The organism is Allobosea sp. P4_H5 (assembly GCF_056400825.1).
Window position 1 is genome coordinate 450,626 of the sequence record NZ_JBFUKM010000003.1, and the last position, 18,841, is coordinate 469,466.

The 18,841-nt window shown below is 64.3% G+C and carries 14 protein-coding genes; 10 read left to right on the plus strand and 4 right to left on the minus strand.

All coding sequences use genetic code 11. The features are described from left to right. Positions 1 to 258: 258 nt before the first annotated feature. Positions 259 to 1,167 (minus strand): MBL fold metallo-hydrolase, encoded by a 909-nt coding sequence (locus AC1DS0_RS08740; RefSeq protein WP_476814029.1) that lies wholly within the window; start codon positions 1,165 to 1,167, stop codon positions 259 to 261. Positions 1,168 to 1,561: 394 nt separating this feature from the next. On the opposite strand from AC1DS0_RS08740, the gene AC1DS0_RS08745 reads away from it, so the two are divergent. From AC1DS0_RS08745 to AC1DS0_RS08780, 8 genes are all read left to right on the plus strand, one after another. Beyond that, positions 1,562 to 2,479 carry an MBL fold metallo-hydrolase gene (locus AC1DS0_RS08745; RefSeq protein WP_476813969.1) on the plus strand — a complete coding sequence of 306 codons (918 nt, stop codon included), beginning with the start codon at positions 1,562 to 1,564 and terminating at the stop codon, positions 2,477 to 2,479. Positions 2,480 to 2,615: 136 nt separating this feature from the next. Continuing rightward, positions 2,616 to 3,368, plus strand: coding sequence for an SDR family oxidoreductase (locus AC1DS0_RS08750; RefSeq protein ID WP_476813970.1), 753 nt, complete (start codon positions 2,616 to 2,618; stop codon positions 3,366 to 3,368). Positions 3,369 to 3,430: 62 nt separating this feature from the next. Next, positions 3,431 to 3,856 (plus strand): cupin domain-containing protein, encoded by a 426-nt coding sequence (locus tag AC1DS0_RS08755; protein WP_476813971.1) that lies wholly within the window; start codon positions 3,431 to 3,433, stop codon positions 3,854 to 3,856. A 70-nt stretch (positions 3,857 to 3,926) separates the two neighbouring features. Next, the gene (locus tag AC1DS0_RS08760) at positions 3,927 to 4,874 is read left to right on the plus strand and encodes a mechanosensitive ion channel family protein (RefSeq protein WP_476813972.1); all 948 of its coding nucleotides are present in this window, start codon (positions 3,927 to 3,929) and stop codon (positions 4,872 to 4,874) included. A 171-nt stretch (positions 4,875 to 5,045) separates the two neighbouring features. Next, complete coding sequence (locus AC1DS0_RS08765; RefSeq protein WP_476813973.1) at positions 5,046 to 7,967, plus strand: PAS domain-containing protein; 2,922 nt, start codon at positions 5,046 to 5,048, stop codon at positions 7,965 to 7,967. Beyond that, positions 7,957 to 8,598, plus strand: a complete 642-nt coding sequence (locus AC1DS0_RS08770) for a response regulator transcription factor (RefSeq protein WP_476813974.1) — start codon at positions 7,957 to 7,959, stop codon at positions 8,596 to 8,598. Before AC1DS0_RS08765 ends, AC1DS0_RS08770 begins: the two co-directional genes overlap by 11 nt. A 2-nt stretch (positions 8,599 to 8,600) precedes the next feature. Next, on the plus strand, positions 8,601 to 8,963 hold the full coding sequence (locus AC1DS0_RS08775; RefSeq protein ID WP_476813975.1) for a response regulator: 363 nt from the start codon (positions 8,601 to 8,603) through the stop codon (positions 8,961 to 8,963). 87 nt (positions 8,964 to 9,050) lie between these two features. Continuing rightward, complete coding sequence (locus AC1DS0_RS08780) at positions 9,051 to 9,743, plus strand: response regulator transcription factor (RefSeq protein ID WP_476813976.1); 693 nt, start codon at positions 9,051 to 9,053, stop codon at positions 9,741 to 9,743. A 126-nt stretch (positions 9,744 to 9,869) separates the two neighbouring features. Here the strand turns inward: AC1DS0_RS08780 and AC1DS0_RS08785 are convergent, their stop codons facing one another. Next, positions 9,870 to 10,619: an SDR family NAD(P)-dependent oxidoreductase gene (locus AC1DS0_RS08785; protein WP_476813977.1), complete on the minus strand. Its 750-nt coding sequence runs from the start codon at positions 10,617 to 10,619 to the stop codon at positions 9,870 to 9,872. A 426-nt stretch (positions 10,620 to 11,045) separates the two neighbouring features. Between AC1DS0_RS08785 and AC1DS0_RS08790 the strand changes: the two genes are divergently transcribed. After that, a complete protein-coding gene (locus AC1DS0_RS08790; RefSeq protein ID WP_476813978.1) occupies positions 11,046 to 11,876 on the plus strand; it encodes an alpha/beta fold hydrolase in 831 nt (276 codons plus the stop codon). 105 nt (positions 11,877 to 11,981) lie between these two features. Here AC1DS0_RS08790 and AC1DS0_RS08795 read toward each other — a convergent pair whose 3' ends face one another. Then, positions 11,982 to 12,608 carry a tyrosine-type recombinase/integrase gene (locus AC1DS0_RS08795; RefSeq protein WP_476813979.1) on the minus strand — a complete coding sequence of 209 codons (627 nt, stop codon included), beginning with the start codon at positions 12,606 to 12,608 and terminating at the stop codon, positions 11,982 to 11,984. 190 nt (positions 12,609 to 12,798) lie between these two features. Then, complete coding sequence (locus tag AC1DS0_RS08800) at positions 12,799 to 13,698, minus strand: MarR family transcriptional regulator (protein WP_476813980.1); 900 nt, start codon at positions 13,696 to 13,698, stop codon at positions 12,799 to 12,801. Positions 13,699 to 14,292: 594 nt separating this feature from the next. Between AC1DS0_RS08800 and AC1DS0_RS08805 the strand changes: the two genes are divergently transcribed. Next, a complete protein-coding gene (locus AC1DS0_RS08805; RefSeq protein ID WP_476813981.1) occupies positions 14,293 to 18,648 on the plus strand; it encodes an autotransporter domain-containing protein in 4,356 nt (1,451 codons plus the stop codon). The last annotated feature ends 193 nt before the right edge of the window (positions 18,649 to 18,841 follow it).

An 18,841-nucleotide genomic window follows, 5' to 3' on the forward strand; every position in this document is an offset into this window, starting at 1 on the left:
CGCCATAACCAGACATTCGATCCTTACCTGGAAGCGGACATCCTGTGCGTCGGCCAGGACGACTGACGTCGGTCCGCAACCGTCAAGTATGCGTTACAGGGCGGTGGAGCCATCGAACCTCTGCGACGTGAGCTGCGACTGGCTGGCTCCACTGAGGATGGATAGCGGGCGCGATCTCGGTACGTTCGTGAGGTTCAGCCGAGATCTTCCACGCTCTGGCGCTGCCGGCTTTCAACCTGGCAGCGTCCGATCAGCCGCTTAGTAGTCCCACCAGGCGGGCACCCAGCGAAAGAGTTTCCCTTCCGCCGCCACGCGCCCGACGGACGGGAAGGGCATATGCGTGGAAACCAGCCAGGAGCCAGTCGTCGCCAGCTCCTGCATCAGGCGCAGCCGAACACGGGTCGCCTCTTCGGGATCGTGTTCGAAGCCGTTATGCCATTCGGGATGGTCGAACGAGACCGGGAAGATGGCGTCGCCACCGAACATCAGCCTGTCGCTGCCCGATGCGATGCGGACCACGCTGTGCCCGGGGGTATGGCCTCCGGTGCGCGTGATGACCACGCCCGGCGCAACCTGCTGTTCCTGTTCGAATGTGCGCAACTCAGCCTGGTACATATCCAGGAAGCGCCTCGACGCATTTCTGGCGATCTCTGCAAGCGCCGGTGGCATACCGGTGCGTGAGAAATCAGGCGCTTTCCAGAATGCGGCTTCCGCGGCGGAGACATGAATCCGCAGGTCCGGACGTAGCTGCTCCTTCACCCCTTCGACGAGCAGCCCGCCGACATGGTCGAAGTGCAGATGCGTCAGCACCACATCGGTCACGGCAGCCAGATCGACGCCTGCGGCGGCCAGCCGATGGCCGAACAGCCCGGCACGCGTGAAGTCCGGAACTTCACCACCAATCCCGCTATCGATGAGAATGGTCTGGGCCCCGCTGCGCACCGCGACAGCGTTCAGCGCCCAATCGAACGTGTCATGCGCCAGGAAGGACCGGTCGAGCCACGCATTCCGGGTCGCCGGGTCGGCATTGGTCGCCATCGACTCGGCAGGCGGCTCCAGAACGCCGTCGCTAATCACGAGTACATCGATCTCGCCGACCCGCACTGCGTAGCGCGACGGAACGAGGTCGTCAGGCCCCGGCCTGTCTTCGGTCTTAAAGGTCTTCATCGTTTGTGGCTGTCCCACGGGAGCCTCCTGCCAATCCTGCAACTGCGCCGCATCGGCCACGTTCTCGGTGGCAACGGCGTCGGCAAATAGGCTCGGAACGGGTGCCCGGCGTAATCAGGCAACGGTCTAGTCGATGCACACCAATGGATAGGAGTGGACCCTTCTGCGCCCGGCATCGGATGGGCGCGTTCTCGCATCGCCCGCATTCTTGCCTTCAGCGGCAGCCCCTTTCGATGTGTTTGAGCGGCGCGCCCCTGGGCCAGGCAGCCAGCCGGACGGTGCGAACCTATGATTTGGTATGGCTCGCCCTATTCCTAGACCCAATCGACCGAAAAACGGGCTCCCAATAGCGTCTCCGGTGCCGTGAGCAGAGCGGCGTCAATAGGAGACAGTCATGAGCCCGGACACCGCCTCACGCCCAAGCAGGACAGGACCCGAAGAGCTTGTTCCATCGCGCTATGCGGTGCAGATCGGCGATATCGAGGTGCTGATCATCAGCGATGGCGTATTGCCGCTTCCGACCAAGATGTTGGGCCACAACGTCGCCGCGACCGAGCGGGCGACGTGGTTGAACGAGATGTTCCTGCCGCAGGACGCCTTCGACTGGTCGCTGAACGTGGTCGTCGTCCGCAGCGGCGACCAGACCATTCTCGTCGATGCGGGACTGGGACTGGACCCGAACCTGAACCTGCCCAAGGCAGGCCAGCTGATCAAGCGATTGGCGGCCGCCGGTATCGACCTCGCATCGGTCACCGATGTCGTGCTGACGCATATGCACATGGACCATGTCGGCGGGCTGCTGGTCGAAGGCGTGAAAGAGCAGCTTCGTGCGGATTTGCGGATCCATGTCGCTGCCGCCGAGGTCAAGTTCTGGGAAGCGCCGGATTTCAGCCAGGTCAACATGCCCGCCGGCTTCCCGGATGCACTGCGGGCCACTGCGAAGCGCTTCGCCCGGGAGTATCGCAACCATCTGCGGCCGTTCGACGAGGAGCATGAGATCGCGCCGGGGGTGATCGTGCGCCGCACCGGCGGCCACACCCCCGGTCACAGCGTGGTCCGCCTGGCATCTGGCGGTGATCGGCTGACCTTCGCCGGCGACGCCGTCTTCACTGTCGGTTTCGACCACCCCGACTGGCACAATGGTTTCGAGCACGACCCCGAGGAGGCCGCCCGCGTCCGGGTTCGTCTTCTGACGGAACTCGCGGCGACCGGCGAGCAACTGGTGGCGACCCATCTGCCGTTCCCGTCCGTCGGCCGGGTAGCCGTCGACGGCAACGCCTTCCGCTGGGTCCCGGCCTTCTGGGACTACTGAACCTTTCTCGATCGAGCCGAACCGAGGCGCCTCTAGGACATATGCGGTTCGGCCCAAGGCCGTCCCCATCGGCGCTGTTCGTCCGCAAGCCTGACGAACGGCGTGCCGCAGGGATAGCAGCGAACGGAGACATCAGATGAAAATCGTGATTATCGGCGGAACCGGCCTGATCGGTTCCAAGACTGCGGAGCGCCTGCGCCAGAAAGGGCATGACGTCGTTGCCGCCGCCCCCAATACCGGCGTCAACACGATCACGGGCGAGGGCCTGGCGGAAGCGCTGAAGGATGCCAAGGTCGTGATCGACCTCGCGAACTCGCCCTCCTTCGAGGACAAGGCCGTGCTCGAATTCTTCCAGACATCGGGCCGGAATCTGATGGCGGCTGAGAAGAAGGCGGGCGTGAAGCACCATGTCGCGCTCTCCATCGTCGGCACCGACCGGCTGCCGGAAAGCGGCTATCTTCGTGCCAAGGTGGCGCAGGAAAGAATCGTTGGCGAGGCCGGCATTCCCTACACCATATTGCGGTCGACCCAGTTCATGGAGTTCCTCGGCGGCATCGCCCAGGCGGGAACGGTTGGCGGGACCACCCATCTGTCGACAGGCAATCTGCAGCCGATCGCCTCCGACGACGTCGCCGATTTCGTGGCTGAGGCAGCGTTGGCCGCACCGACCGATGGCATCGTCGAAATCGCCGGCCCCGAACGCGCGCGCCTCTGCGATTTCGTCGCGCGCTACCTCAAGGCGATCGGAGATTCTCGCACCGTCGTCCCCGATCCGAAGGCCCGCTATTTCGGGACCAGGCTGGAGGCCGGCTCGCTCGTCTCCGACAACAACCCCCGTATCGGCCGCATCGATTTCGATCGCTGGTTCGCGACGGCTCTCCGGAAGTAACGGCCTGCAGACGAGCCGGCCCCGAACCGGCTCATCGGTTCCTTCATGAAAGGACGATAAGCATGATCAGATCATTGGTACGTGCCGTTGCGTTGACGGCTCTCCTGTCTGCCCCGGCTCTGGCGCATGACACGCCTGGTGGCGGCGAAGGTGCGAAGGTCACAGTGGTCTACGACCACGAACTGCCGAACGTACCGGGCAAGAGCATGAGGGGTGTGCTGGTCGAGTACGCACCTGGCGGCTTTTCGGAGGGCCACACGCACCCGACTTCGGCCTTCATCTATGCGACCGTGCTCGAAGGGGCGATCCGCAGCCAGGTCAATGACGGGCCCGCCACGGTCTACAAGGCCGGCGAAAGCTTCTCGGAACTGCCGGGCGACCGCCACGGCGTTAGCGAGAACGCCAGCAGGACGCAGCCGGCAAAGCTGCTGGCCGTCTTCGTCGTCGATACCGCCCAGCAGGAACTCACGTTCCCGCTCAAAAAGTAGACGAGCAAGCCGGGTTTCGACCCGGCACCGCCCTTCTCAGCGCGGGCGATCGTGATCGAGGCCTCCCTTCATGTTCGGCGATGACCACACCATCCCGCTTGTCCTGATCAACGTCCTGGGACTTGCCGGCATCGTCATCTGGCACATCCAGGGTTGCGACCGCCCGACAGGCCGCCTGATTGTCCAGATCATGTTCTTCGCCGGCATGAGCCTCGTGCTCTACCTGGGCGGCATCGCTCCGCATCAGCCCGACGATGCCTATGCCGAAGGCCTGACCGCGTTGCTCTCCAAATCCGCCAGGATTCTCTGGTGGACCCATCTCGCCTGGACGATCATCGGCTTCATCCACATCTATGTCAGGCTGAACCGCAAGCCGCGGGAGGCGCACCTGATCCTGGATATGGCAGTTGCGGCCATTTATCTCGGCGTGGCGCTGTCGGTGATGGGCTTCGTCTTCGGCCTGCCGATCGCCACCCTGGTGACGACCTCCGGCGTCGTCGCGCTCATCCTGGGCCTGGCGTTGCAGAATACGCTCGGCGACGTCTTTTCCGGCATCGCGCTGACGCTCGGCAAGGCCTATGCAATCGGCGACTGGGTGCAGCTCAGCGACGGCACGGCTGGTCGCGTCACCGAAACCAACTGGCGCTCCACCAATCTTCTGACCGGGTTGAACAACATCGTCGTGCTGCCGAACAGCCTGCTGGCCAAGCAGAGCCTGACCAGCCTGAGCCGTCCCGACGAGTCCCATCTCATCACATTGGGCGTTCGCTTTACCGCCGGGCAAAGGCCGCGCATCGTCGAGGGCGCCATGCAATCCGTGCTGGAAGCCAGCACCCGGATCGTCAAGGAGCCGCCGCCGGCCGTCGCCCTGAAGGGTATCGACGCGAAGGCGATCGAGGTGGAACTGCAGTTTCGCATCGCGAGCCTCGCCTCGGGGACCTCCGCTAGGAACGAGATCATCGACCTTATCCATGATTGCTGCGCAGCAAGCGGCCTTTCGCTGGCCGAGCCGGCCTAGGCCTCATTCTTCACGACTCGATTTTCCGGCAAGTCATGGATTTCCATAAGTGCGGCTGCGGCGTCCCGGCGCTAGTTTCTGGTGAGCTAGCCAGTCGCGCCTTGGAAGACTGGTGCTAGACGAAGCTGTGACGGTTTCCAGGCATTCCGTCTCCGAAAGGGACAGCCGATCATGGTATCAGCGCTTCGCCGAACGCCGCCGGCGTTGATGATCGTCTCGCTGGCTGTCGGTCTCGCGGCATGCTGGTCAACCGGGACACTCTTCGGCGTCCTGGCTCCGCTGGGCGCGGTGTTTCTCTATGCTCGGGGCTATTGGATCCTGGCGGTCTGGATCGGGCTGCTGATCGCCTTCGCCGCGTCGGCCTTAGCTGCCCTGTTCTATCCGGGAGCCATAAGGGAAGCTGCGCTTTCGCTCGGGGCGCTTGTCGCTGTCGCCGCTTGTATCGGCCTGCTGCTTGTCCCCGCCCCGCTTCGCCGCGGCAACCATTCCGCTGTGCCGCGGCGACCAGAACTGGGGCAGCCGGAGGGGTTCGGGCCAGTTCCGGCGCACGGCGCGATCCACCCCGATGATCGGGCCGCGATCGCGCATGCCGCGGCCTACGCATTCTGGACGGGTGTGCCGCAGGTGACGGGCTACCGGCTGCGCCAGCCGGACGGCAGCTACCACTGGACGGAGTTGCGCGCCGAGCCGGGCTATGGCGTGAGCGTCGACGTCGACGCGATGGTCTCCCGACCGGATGATCGGTGGAGCGTCGCGGAATCCCTAGGAACGACCATGGAGGCGGTCAAGGCAGCCAAGGTGCTCGAGAGCCTGCATGGCAAGGCCTGGGCCTTCGATGCGATGGGCAGGTTCACCTATGTCACGCCGGCTGCCCAGGTCGCGATCGACATGGCCCTGGAGGACCTCAATCGCCGCCTCGGCGAACGCGAATTCATCGACGGCGGCGAAGCCGGCTGGATGCGCGGCGTCCATCCCGACGATGTCGAGAGGGCAGCCTCCACCCTGCGTCACTGCCTGAAGACTGGCGAGCCGTGGAACATTGAATACCGGATGCTGCGCGCGACCGGGCAATATGTCTGGCACCGCATCTCGGCGCGGCCGACGCGGGATGACAATGGCCAGATCACAGGCTGGTTCGGCACCTCGATCGACATCGACGTCTACAAGAAGACCGAGGCTGCCCTGCGCGCCAGAGAGCAACATCTCGAGCAGTTGATCGACACGGTCCCGGCCATGATCTGGAGCATGACCGGGGCAGGCCATCCCGTCTATCTCAATAGGCGGATGATGGAGGTAACGGGCGCCACGACCGAGACCGTTACGGCAACTGATGGGTCACTCACGCTCAAGAGGATGATCCATCCCGATTTTCTGGAGCAGGCGGAGCGGACATTCGCCCGATCCGTCGCAACGGGTGCGCCGTACGCGATCAAATACCTTCAGCACCGCGCCGACGGCACCTATCGCTGGACTGAAACGCGAGCTGAGGCCCTGCGCGACGAGGCGGGCCAGATCATCCGGTGGTACGGCGTATCGGTCGATATCCACGATCTGATCACCACGCAGACGGAGCTGCATCTGCGCAAGCAGGAATTGACGCGGCTCGTCGATCTGGTGCCGAGCTTCCTTTGGCGGCTGACTCCAACTGGGGCGCCGAACTTCTTCAACCGCCGCTTCATCGATTTCCTGGGCCTCGACGAAGGCAGCCTCGAACAGCCCCAGACGGAGCAATATGCGGCAGCGCTGAAGGCTGCGGTCCATCCGGACGATGCCGCGCGCGTGTGGGCCGGTCTCAAGGCTTGTCTAAGCAGCGGCCGACCTTTCGCCATGCGTTATCGCCTGCGCCGCCACGATGGCGTCTATCGCTGGATGGATGGGCGCGCAGAGCCGCTCCTGGACGAGGACGGCAGCATCATCCAGTGGCACGGCCTGTCACACGACGTTGATGATCAATTGCGGGTGGAGGAGGCTCTCCGGGAAAGCGAGCGTTCGCTGCGCCAATTGGTCGAGACGCTGCCGGCCCTCATCTACTGCGCCGCACCGAACGGGGAGCCGATCTATCGCAGCGAGAAGCTGCGGGAATTTCTTGGCTTCGGGCTCGGTGACAAGGACGAGGAGGGCAAGACGCGTCTGACCGGCACCCTCGACGCGATCATCCACCCCGACGATCTCCCCGACGTCAAAGAGCGATATGCGCATTCACTGGCGATGGGCATCCCTTACGCGATGAAGCATCGCCTCAGGCGAGCCGACGGCGCATACCGTTGGGTCGAGACGCGAACCGCCGCGATGCGGAATGCCGAGGGCGAGATCGTCCAGTGGAACGGCATCTGCTTCGAGATCGAAGATCAGGTGCGGGCGCAGGAAGCGCTGACCCTGACGCAGGAACGGCTCGCGCGCGCAGCACAGGCCGCGAGCCTGGCAGAGCTCTCCGCCTCGATCGCCCATGAGGTCAACCAGCCCCTCGCGGCCGTCGTCGCCAACTCGCATGCCTGCCAACGCTGGCTCACCTCGGACCCGCCCAATCTGGAGCGAGCGCAGAAGACCGTCGAGCGCATCATCCGGGACGCGAATTCCGCCGCCGACGTGGTCGGCAGGGTCCGCGCCTTGTTCAGGCAGACGGTCGAGGCGCGGAGCTTCTGGCAGCTCGACACCATCCTCCGCGAGGCCAGGGACCTGATGCTGGAAGAGGCGACCCGGCGGCGGATCCGCATCGAGATCGATGTCGAGCCAGGGCTGCCACCGCTGGCCCTGGACCGCATCCAGATCCAGCAGGTTCTGGTCAATTTGATCCGCAACGGTATCGAGGCGATGGAGCCGACACAGCGCGGGGCGCTTCATATCCGGTCGATGCGTACCGACGATCTCATCCGCACCGAAGTCCGCGATACGGGCGCGGGTATCAGCGCCATCGAGAAGGTCTTCGAGCCGTTCTTCTCGACCAAATCCAAGGGCATGGGCATGGGGCTCGCGATATCGCGCACCATCATCGAATCCCATGGCGGGCGTCTCTGGGCCGAGGACAATCAGCCCAGAGGGGCGATCTTCATTTTCACCCTGCCTGTCGAAGCGAAAGCGGACCATGATCGTTGACGACACCATCGTGTTCATCGTCGACGATGACGAGGCTCTGCGCGAGGCGCTGGGCGAATTGCTCGAGGCCAACGGAGTCCGGTCGGCGCTGTTCCAATCCGCCGGTGAATATATCGGCGCCGACAAGCCGGACCTTCCCGCCTGCCTCATCCTCGACGTTGAGCTTCCCGATATCAACGGGCTCGAACTGCAAAGACAGATCGCGCGGGATGACCATCCGCCCATCGTGTTCATCACCGGCCATGGCGACATTCCCTCATCGGTGCGCGCCATCAAGCATGGTGCCGTCGACTTCCTGACCAAGCCGTTCAGCGATACCGCGCTTATGGCGGCGATCGGCTCGGCGATCGCGCAGGACCGGGAAACGAGGACGAAACGTGCCGAGGTCGCGCTGCTGCGCCAGCGTTATCAGGAGCTGTCTCCGCGCGAGCGTGAAGTCCTGCCTCTGGTGGTGAGCGGGCTGCTCAACAAGCAGGCCGCGGCCGAGCTCGGCATCAGCGAAGTCACCCTGCAGATCCACAGAAGAAACGTCATGCAAAAAATGGCGGCGCCATCGCTCGCCGACCTGGTGCGAATTGCCGAACGGTTGGAAATCCCGATCCAGCATTCGCGCCGGATGGGAGGAATCTAGGCTTGTGCACGCACAAATACATCGTGGCTGTCGTCGATGATGATCCGCGGTTGCTGGAATCGCTCGAAGATCTGCTCGAATCCGCCGGCTATGCGGTTCGCAGCTTCCCGTCGGCGGCAGCCTTGACCCAAGCCGGTCTCTCCGGGCTGGACCTCCTCATCACCGATATCGGCATGCCGGGCCTGGATGGCTTCGAGCTGCGCGAGCTCGTGAACAGGGAGCGCCCGGAACTGCCGGTCTTTCTGATCACCGGGCGCCATGAGATCGCCGACCAGATCAGGGCGCGTGCCGTGGAGAGCTTCTTCTGCAAGCCCTTCGACGGCCAGGCGCTGCTCGCGGCGATCGCGCGTGCCCTGCGTCGATAGTGCGTCTTCCAGCGAAATGAGCGCCGGTTCGCGTGAACAAGAGCGACCGGCGCAGACAATGCTTCTGAGAGATGTGGAAGTTGGAACATGATCATTGATCGCTCACTCTCGCCAAGGTCGAGGTCGCTGCCGGCACAACGCCAGGACGGGGCGAAGCATCCCCTCGTCATCATCGTCGATGACGACGCTTCGGTTCGTGAGGCGCTGTGCGAGTTGATGCTGTCGGCCGGCTTCGAGGCGATTTCGTTCAACTCGACCAAAGCCCTGCTTGAGACCAGCGCCCTCGATCAGCCGGGCTGCCTGATCCTCGACGTCCGCATGCCCGGTTCGAGCGGGCTCGATCTGCAGCGGCATCTGACGTCGAGCGGAAATCCCAAGCCGATCATCTTCCTGACGGCGCATGGCGATATCCCGATGACCGTCCAGGCCATGAAGGCCGGCGCCGTCGATTTTCTGACGAAACCGGTCCGCGATCAGACGCTGCTGGACGCGGTCAACGCTGCGATCGGGCTGGATGCGGTACGACGCGCGGAAGCCGCCAAGATCAAGGGCTATGTCGAGCGGGTGCAGACACTGACGCCGCGGGAGCGCGAAATCATGCATGAGGTGACGCGGGGACGTCTCAACAAGCAGATCGCCTTCGACCTCGGCATCAGCGAGGTCACGGTCAAGCTGCACAGAGGCAATCTGATGCGGAAGATGGAGGTCGCCTCGATCGGCGAACTCATCCGGGCCTGGGAAGCCCTGCCGGTGAGAATGCGCGCGACCAACGCCGCGTAGGACCTTTGAGCGAAACCGGAAGTGGTCGCGGTGGCGCGGTGGGATGAACAACGGCATGGAGCAGGCTCCAAGCGCGGCAGTCCGATCACCGCGCCCGATGCGCAAGAACGAGCGCTCTGCCTGCGGTCAAGTCAGCGCCATGCCGCCATCGACGGTGAGATTGACGCCCGTCACGAAGTCACTCTGCGCTGAACACAGGAAAAGCGCGGCTTGAGCGAGCTCGTCGGCCTCGCCCATCCGGCCAAACGGGATCGCCTGTGCGGCCACGTTCTCGACCTGTGACAGCGCCTCGGCCGGGATGCCGAGCTTTCCGATGATCGGCGTCGCGGTCGGACCGGGGCTGAGCACGTTGACGCGGATACGCTGATCCTTGAACTCCAAAGCCCAGTTGCGGGCGAATGCCTCGATCGCAGCCTTGCTGCCGGCATAGACGGCGTGGCCGTCGAGCACCTTGCGGCTGGCGATCGAGCTGGTCAGCAGGATAGCTCCGCCATCGCGCAGCACCGGGGCGATCTTCTGCACGCCGAAGAAGGTGCCGCGCGCATTGGCGAGAAATTGCACGTCGTAATCCTGTGGCGTCACCGCCAGGCTCGGCTGGACCCGGATGCCGCCGGCATTCGCCATGTAGATATCGGCCTTGCCGAACCGTTGCGCCACGAAGGCGGCGACGCGTTCATGCGTGGAGAGATCGGCAACGTCGCCGGCAAGACCGATCGCCCCTTGCCCGAGGGCCTCCACGGCTCGATCGACCGCTTCCTGGCGGCGCCCGACGATCAAGACATTCGCGCCTTCCGCCAGGAAGGCGCGCGCCGTCGCGAAACCGATGCCACTATTGCCGCCGGTGATCACAGCGACCTTGTTCGAGAGTTTGTTCATGCGGATCTCCATCTGAAGAGATCCGAGATTGAGGCGAGGCTTGTTGAAAACAAATATTCAAAAGTCGATATGACCTATACGTTAGCATAGAATGAACCGACGCCGAGCTTATTGATTGAAAATATGCTTGGTCCAAGCTTGAAGAGCTTCGATAAGCCGCAAGATTCTCGAAATATTTGTAGCGGCCTCAATGCCGGCTCTTCAGGAGATGCTCAGCCAAGCATCGCCCGGAGGCGTCGATTGCAACCCCATAGCCGCGCCTCGGAGGCGCCAATGCCGAACGATCCATCGTCCAGCCCAACTGATTGCAGCCGGCGCGGCCTCTTGTGCGGCGGCGCTTGCGTGGCGGCGGCTGGCACGCTCCCGCTCTCGTCTTTCGCACAACCCGCCGCCGTTTCCCCTCGGAATAGCAGAAGGAGCCAACGCATGAACTATATGACGACCCGTGATGGCGTCGAGATCTTCTACAAGGATTGGGGCCCGAAATCGGCGCAGCCATTCGTCTTCCACCATGGCTGGCCGCTCAGCGCCGATGACTGGGACGCGCAGATGCTGTTCTTCCTGGCGCAGGGCTTCCGGGTCGTCGCGCATGACCGGCGTGGGCATGGCCGTTCCAGCCAGGTCTCCGACGGTCATGACATGGACCATTACGCTGCCGACGTCGCGGCCGTGGTCGAGCATCTCGACCTGCGCAATGCCGTCCATGTTGGCCATTCGACCGGTGGCGGCGAGGCCACGCGCTATGTCGCCCGTCACGGCAAAAAGCGCACGGCAAAGCTCGTCCTGATCGGCGCAGTGCCGCCGATCATGGTCAAGACCGACCGTAACCCCGGCGGCCTGCCGATCGAGGTATTCGACGGGTTTCGCAAGAGCATCGCGGCCAATCGCAGCAGGTTCTACACCGATCTCGCTGCGGGACCGTTCTACGGTTTCAACCGACCGGGCGTCGAAGCGGATCCGAGCCTCGTCCAGAACTGGTGGCGCCAGGGCATGATGGGCGCAGCCAAGGCTCACCATGACGGCATCAAGGCCTTTTCGGAGACCGACTTCACCGATGACCTCAAGGCGATCGAGGCCCCGGTGCTGGTGATGCATGGTGATGACGATCAGGTCGTCCCGATCGGCGACAGCGCTCCGCTCACCGCCAAGCTGCTCAAGCGAGCGACGCTGAACATCTACAACAAGCTGCCCCACGGCATGGCGACGACCCATGCGGATGTCGTGAACAGGGACATCCTGACATTCGTCGGGGGCTGACATGCATGGGCGAGGCGGCAATCAAAGCCGCCTCGCCCATGTTCACCGCAGGGCCACCATTGGAATTCCGCAAGCGGCAGGGCTTCTTTTGCTAGACTGGAAAGCTCATAGATCCGTCTGCTCGGAAAGGAGCAGGGCATCATCAACTTCTATGCCGAGGTATCGGACCGTGCTTTCGAGCTTGGAATGGCCCAATAGCAGCTGACAGGCACGAAGGTTGCCGGTTCGCTTGTAGATCAACGCAACTTTTGTCCGCCGCAGGCTGTGCGTTCCATAGAGCGCGGGATCGAGGCCGATCAAGGCGACCCAGCCATCGAGAAGCCGGCCGTATTGCCTCGTCGTCAAGTGATCGCCGGGTCGGCTGCGGCTCGGGAAGAGCCAATCGCCGGTTGCCGTTGGTCGTCTCCTAAGCCAGGCTGTCAACGTCTCTCGGGTCGGATCCGTCAGCTCGAAAGGCACTGGCCGGCCGGTCTTCTGCTGAATGATCGATGTTCGCAGCCGCACGGTTCCGCCGAGCATGACATCGCCCACACGAAGCCGGACGAGATCACAACCACGTAGCTTGCTGTCGATGGCGAGATTAAACATCGCCAAATCTCGCACGCGTCGGTCGTGCTGAAGCCGTGTCCTGATCGCCCAGATATGACGCGGCTTCAGGGGCGGCTTTGGACCTATGATGCGGCCGGTATTCCAAGCCGGACGCTGATGGGTCTGCTGAGCTTCGACAAGCATGACGCATCCTCCATCGGGATGCCGCATCCGAAGCGCATCATGCTGCATCTGTCGCTCGTCTGATGCGCCAGGAGCCGACCTTGAGACTCTGCCCGAAAGCAGACGTACACCTACGTTCACGGCGGGCCTGTAAGCCCACCTAGCTCACTGCTTATGGCGGCGACTACACCGAATACATTGCCCGCACCCGTCATACACGCTCGGCGAGCACGCGGTAATGTGCCATCTGCCCTGCTGCCCAAGTCTCAAACTCCGACAAGAAGTCTGCCGAAATGGCAACGCTGCGACCGCCGCGGCCGACGCTGAAGCATCCGCGTCGTTCCGCGCTCGAGAGGATATTGCCGATGTGCTGACGTGAGACTCGAAATCGCTCGGCCAATCCGCTGTAGGATAGGGGCGCCGGGGCGGCGACGCCCGACAGCGCGGCATAGTGTGTGGCCAGCACGGCCGACAGCACGGAGTACCCACAATCCTGACCGGTGAATTCGACTACGTTGCAAAAGGGACCGAAGTAGACGTCCTCCTGCAGGAACATCTCATAGGAGGCTCCGAGCCAATCCGCTAACGCAGCAGCATCCAACCGAAGCTTCGCAACCATCGGCGACGCAGCCGGAACCAAGCGTTCGGAGGCCTCCAGAAAAGCCAGGGGTGAGCGGCCGATTTCCTGAAGCAGTGTCATCGAGGGGCTCAACCGCAAAGCTCGACGGTCTGCGGGCAGTCGCTGCGCGGTGACGTAACCGCCCAGCCTGAGCGTGACGACTAGCTCTGCGATCTGCCGAGCGCTGGCTGGCGCGACACGCTGGAGTGTAGCGAGCGTCGGCGCCTCGCCGCCCCCCCGGCGCCAGCGCGCATCGAGACCGATCAGAGAAAAAGACACAAGATAGCGCAGCCTCTGGCCGAAGAATTTATCCGCCGGCCAGGGCATCTCCGGTCGCTGGATCACTGCAGCGCAATATAAGCGTAGCGCATCGCGGAACCCGCGGTGGTGGATCAGGCTGGCGGCATAGGGCCATGGACCTCTGTCGACATGGAGCGCGATTGAGCGGTGGAGCAAATCGGCGCGCGCAGCCGGTTCCGGAGCATCATGCATGGCCGGATGCGTGCGGATTTTGGACTTTGCAACGCAAGGTCGGCATGGCTTGATGCGTCTGCCCCGACGACAATCGACTGAGCCGATTCATAGCCTGCCATGCGAAAGACCGCTACTCGCCCGGGGGATCCAGCAGGCATCCGGCCACAGGCTGGCAGTACCGCTCAATCAGCGAAATCAAAACGCTCAACGTACAAAGAACGAATTCTTCTCACGTTCTTAGTTCTATTAATTCAGAACGCCGACTGTAAATTTGCGATCTCCCAAACTGTTGGCAACATTGGAGGCCTGGCCGAAGTTTCGACTGATAACCCATTCCCCTACGACAGGGTTATGTTCGTGGGAACGGCGGGCCATATCCGCGCTCTCGACGATCTCAGCCTTGGTAGCAGAATAATCGCGGATACAGGGTCAGTCGGTCGAATATCTGCGGTTGCCGGACATTCCATGAATGTCTACTTCCACGGTTTCCTGACAGGAGCGACTGTCTATTTCGGGTCGGCCTCGGATACGGGCAATATCAACTTCAATGGCTGGGAAGGGGCAGGAGGAATCGATCTCAATATTGTCGTGGACGGCGGGACATTGACGTCTATGCTCGTACCGCCCGGTGGCGTCGTCGTTCATTCACTCAGCGCCGTGTTGAGCCAGGCTAAATCCCTCACGATCAACAACAATGCGACAGTCTATCTCTCGAGTGACGCGACCACGATCTCCCGTCTTGAGGGCAATGGCCAGATCGGCATTGCCGGACAACCACTTACGATCGGCGGAGGAACATTTTCGACCAGTATAACAGGAGCGTCGCGCCTCATTTTCTCCGGGGACAGCACCTGGACCGGCACCGGCGCCAGCATCGGTACTCTCGAGGTTCGCCCCGGCGTGACGTTGACGACCAGCAACCCCGCGGCAGTGGAAAGCTCCAGCAATCTCCAGATAGACGGTGCGCACCAACTGAACTCTTCTTTGGCGGTGAACGATCTCAGCGGCAGTGGGCTGATAGTGCTTGGTCCCGGCGCGGGTCTGACCGTTGGCTCGCAAAATGCGAGCTCCACCTTCAGTGGTGCGATCTCGGGCAACGATGGTGGGCTCAATAAGGAGGGCACGGGCACCCTGATCTTGACGGGCATCAATACCTACGCGGGCGGCACCACGGTCAATGCCGGCATGCTCGCCCTGAGCGGTGGGGGCAGCCTCGCAGCGAGCGGCCGCCTCACCCTCGCCGCGGCGGGCGCTGAGTTCGACATCAGTGGCGCATCCGGCGACCGAACCATCGGCGGGCTGTCCGGCGTCGCCGGCAGCACCATCTGGGTCGGCGCCAATACACTGACCTTCGGCGACGCGACGAGCCAGACCTTCGCCGGCTCGATCGGCGGCACCGGCGGCATCGTCAAACAGGGCAGCGGCCGACAGACGCTGACGGGCGCCAACACCTACACCGGCGGCACCAGGATCAACGACGGCACGCTCGCGCTGAGCGGCGCGGGCAGCCTCGCGTCGAGCGGCAGCCTCAGCCTCTCCGGTACCGGCGCCGGGTTCGACATCAGTGGGGCATCCGGCAACCGGACCACCGGCTCCTTGTCTGGCGGCGCCGGCAGCACCATCACGCTCGGCGCCAATACGCTGGCCTTCGGCAATGCGACGAACCAGGTCTTCGCCGGCTCGATCGGCGGCACCGGCGGCATCGTCAAGCAGGGCAGCGGCCGGCAGACGCTGAGCGGGGCCAGCAGCTATGGCGGCACCACGACGGTTTCCGCCGGCGAGTTGCGGGTCGATGGCGCGCTGACCGGACTCGGCGCGGTGACGGTCGCAGCCGGCGCGACCCTGTCCGGGGCCGGCAGCATCGCCGGGGCCGTGACCGTGGACGGCACTCTGTCGGCGGGCCACAGCCCAGGCACGCTGACGGTCGGATCGCTGACGCTCAACAGCGGCTCGACCTCGGTCTTCGAGCTGAACACGCCGGGAGTGGTCGGCGGTAGCGACCCCGTCACCGGCAACGACCTCGTCGAAGTTACGGGCAACCTCACGCTCGGCGGCGCGCTCGACGCGCGCGCTGCGGCGGCCGGCTATTATCGCCTGTTCGACTATGGCGGCACGCTCACCGGCAGCTTCGACAGCCAGAGCGTGACCTCGACCCGCGGCGGCTTCGCCATCGCCAGCGCGCAAGTCGATACGGCCGTGGCGGGACAGGTCAATCTCGTCGTGCTCGGCACCGGCCAGACCATGCAATTCTGGGACGGCGCGAACACCACGGCCAACGGCACCGTCAACGGTGGCGCCGGTACCTGGTCGGCGTTCGGCACCAATTGGACCGACAGCACCGGCAGCACCAATGGGGGCTGGGGCGGTTCGGTTGGCATCTTCGCCGGTGCCGCGGGCGGTGCGGTGAGCGTGTCAGGCACGGTGAGCTTCGACACGCTGCAATTCTCGACCAGCGGCTATGTGCTAAGCGGCGGCACGCTCTCGATCGCGCCCGCGAGTGGAGGGGCCGGTACCTTCAATGTCGACAACGGCGTCGTCGCCAGTATCGCCTCGACCATTGTCGATGGCAGCGGCACGGCCATCGTCAAGGTCGGCGGCGGCAGGCTCATTCTCTCGGGCAACAACAGCTACACCGGCGGAACGGCGATCGATGGCGGCACGCTGCAGGTTTCGGCCGATGCCAATCTCGGCGCGATCTCTGGCGGCCTGAGTCTGAACGGTGGCACGCTGAGGACGACGGCAAGCTTCTCCTCTACCCGCAATGTCGTACTCAATGCCGCAGGCGGCATCTTCCAGGCCGACGCCGACCTGTCCTGGTCGGGTGGCATCAGCGGCAGCGGCGCCCTCGCGAAGACCGGGAACGGTACGCTGGTGCTCACCGGAACAAACACCTATGCCGGCGGGACCACGATCACCGACGGCGTCCTGCAGATCGGCGATGGCGGCACCTCGGGCTCGATCACAGGCGCTGTCGTCAACAACCGCACGCTCGCCTTCAACCGCTCGGACGACATCTCCTTCGCCGGCGCGATCTCGGGCATGGGCGACGTGCAGAAGCGCGGGGCCGGATCGCTGACCCTGACCGGCGCCAACACCTATTCCGGCGGAACATTGATCGCGCAGGGCACGCTGATCGGCTCGGCCAGCAGCTTCGGCGTCGGCCAGATCATGAATAGCGGCGTACTCGTCATCGACCAGTTGACGGATGCAAGCTTCGCCAACGCGATCAACGGAACCGGCTCCTTCACCAAGCGCGGTGCGGGCAATCTCGACCTGACAGGCACGAGCGCGCTGGTCGGCTCGACCACGGTCGAGGTCGGCAAGCTCTCGGTCAACGGATCGCTCGCCTCCTCGGCGGTCACCGTGATGAGCGGGGCGACGCTCGGTGGTTCCGGCACGATCGGCGGGGTGAGCGTCGCCAGCGGCGGCACGGTTGCGCCCGGCAACTCGATCGGGACGCTGACCGTCTCGGGCAACGTCGCCTTCGCCTCAGGCTCAACCTACCAGGTCGAGGTCAACGCCGCCGGCCAGGGCGACAGGATCGTCGCCTCCGGCAGTGCCAGCATCAGCGGCGGTACGGTGCAGGTGCTGGCCGAGAACGGCAATTACGCGGCCTCGACCAACTACACCATCCTGACGGCAAGCGGCGGGGTCTCCGGCCGGTTTTCGGCGGTGACCTCGAACCTCGCCTTCCTGACACCGTCGCTGGCTTATGACAGTCAGAACGTCACGCTGACCATGACCCGCAACGACACCTCGTTCGGACCGGGCAACGGTGGCAGCTCGGGGGGCAGCAGTTCCGGCAGCACGGGCGGCAATTACATCGCCGCGACCCGCAATCAGGGCTTCATCGCGGTGGCGGCGGAGCGGCTCGGGGTCGGCAATGCGGTCTATGACGCGCTGGTCTCGGCGACGGCGGCCGAAGCCCGCGCCGGCTTCGACCTGCTCTCGGGCGAAGCCCATGCCCAGGCGGTCTCGGTGATGATCGACGAGAGCCGGCTGGTGCGTGACACCATCCTCGGCCATCTGCGCGGCCCGCTGCTGACGCAGGCGCCCGCTCAGGTCGCGGCGAGCTTCAGCGCCGATCTGCCCGGCCGCAAGGGCGGCGTCGTGATGCCCGCGCCGGTGCCGCAGCCGCGCTATGCGCTCTGGGGCACCGCCTTCGGCAGCACCGGCAACAGCGATGGCGACGGCAACGCCGCGAGCATGAGCCGCCGCAGCGGCGGCGCGCTGCTCGGCGCCGATCTGATGCTCTATGACGCGCCGGGCTCGTCGCTGAAGCTCGGCGTCGCCGGCGGCTACAGCCAGTCGCGCTTCGATCTCGATGCCCGCCTGTCCTCGGGTAAGCTCGAGAGCGGCCATGCCGCGCTCTATGCCGGGGCGCGTTTCGGCAACCTGCGCTTCGACGCCGGCGCGGCCTATTCCTGGTCCGAGAGCGACATCCGCCGCCAGGTTCAGATCCGCGGCTTCGGCGACCTGCTGCGGCTGCAGCGTCCGGGCTCGGTGACGCAAGGCTTCGCCGAGCTCGGCTATGGCTTCGCCTTCCAGGGCTTTGCGCTCGAGCCCTTCGCGCAACTCGCCTTGATCCGCGTCAGCACGGATGCCGGCACCGAGCGCGGCGGGGCGGCGGCCTTGCGCGTGCTCTCCTCCGACCAGACGCTGGGCTTCACCACGCTGGGCCTGCGGGCCGAGGCGCAAATCGGGGCGATGCCGCTGTTCGCCCGGGCCATGCTCGGCTGGCGCCACGGTTTTGGCGAGCTCACCCCGCAGGCCAGGACGGCCTTCGTCGCCGGCACCACCCCGGCCACGGTCTTCGCCGCCAGGATCGACCGCGACGCCCTCACCGCCGAAGCCGGGCTCGACTGGCGGATCTCGCAAGCCACCGCGCTCGGCCTGACCTACTCCGCCGCCATCGGCGAACGCTCCCGCGATCACGCCCTCAAGGGGCGCGTCGAGATGCGGTTCTGATCCGGCTTCTGCGAGAACATTGGAAGCAGGCAGCCTCGCGACCGTGCTGCGCCACAATCGGACATTGGCTCGCCGCCCGAAAGCGGGCATTCCTCGCAGGGTTGGTGAAGCTCCCTACCTATAAATCGGGGCCGATACCCCCAGCGTTTCGTTGATAGCTATCCTCGGAACTCGCGAACGTATGCGTCGAAGC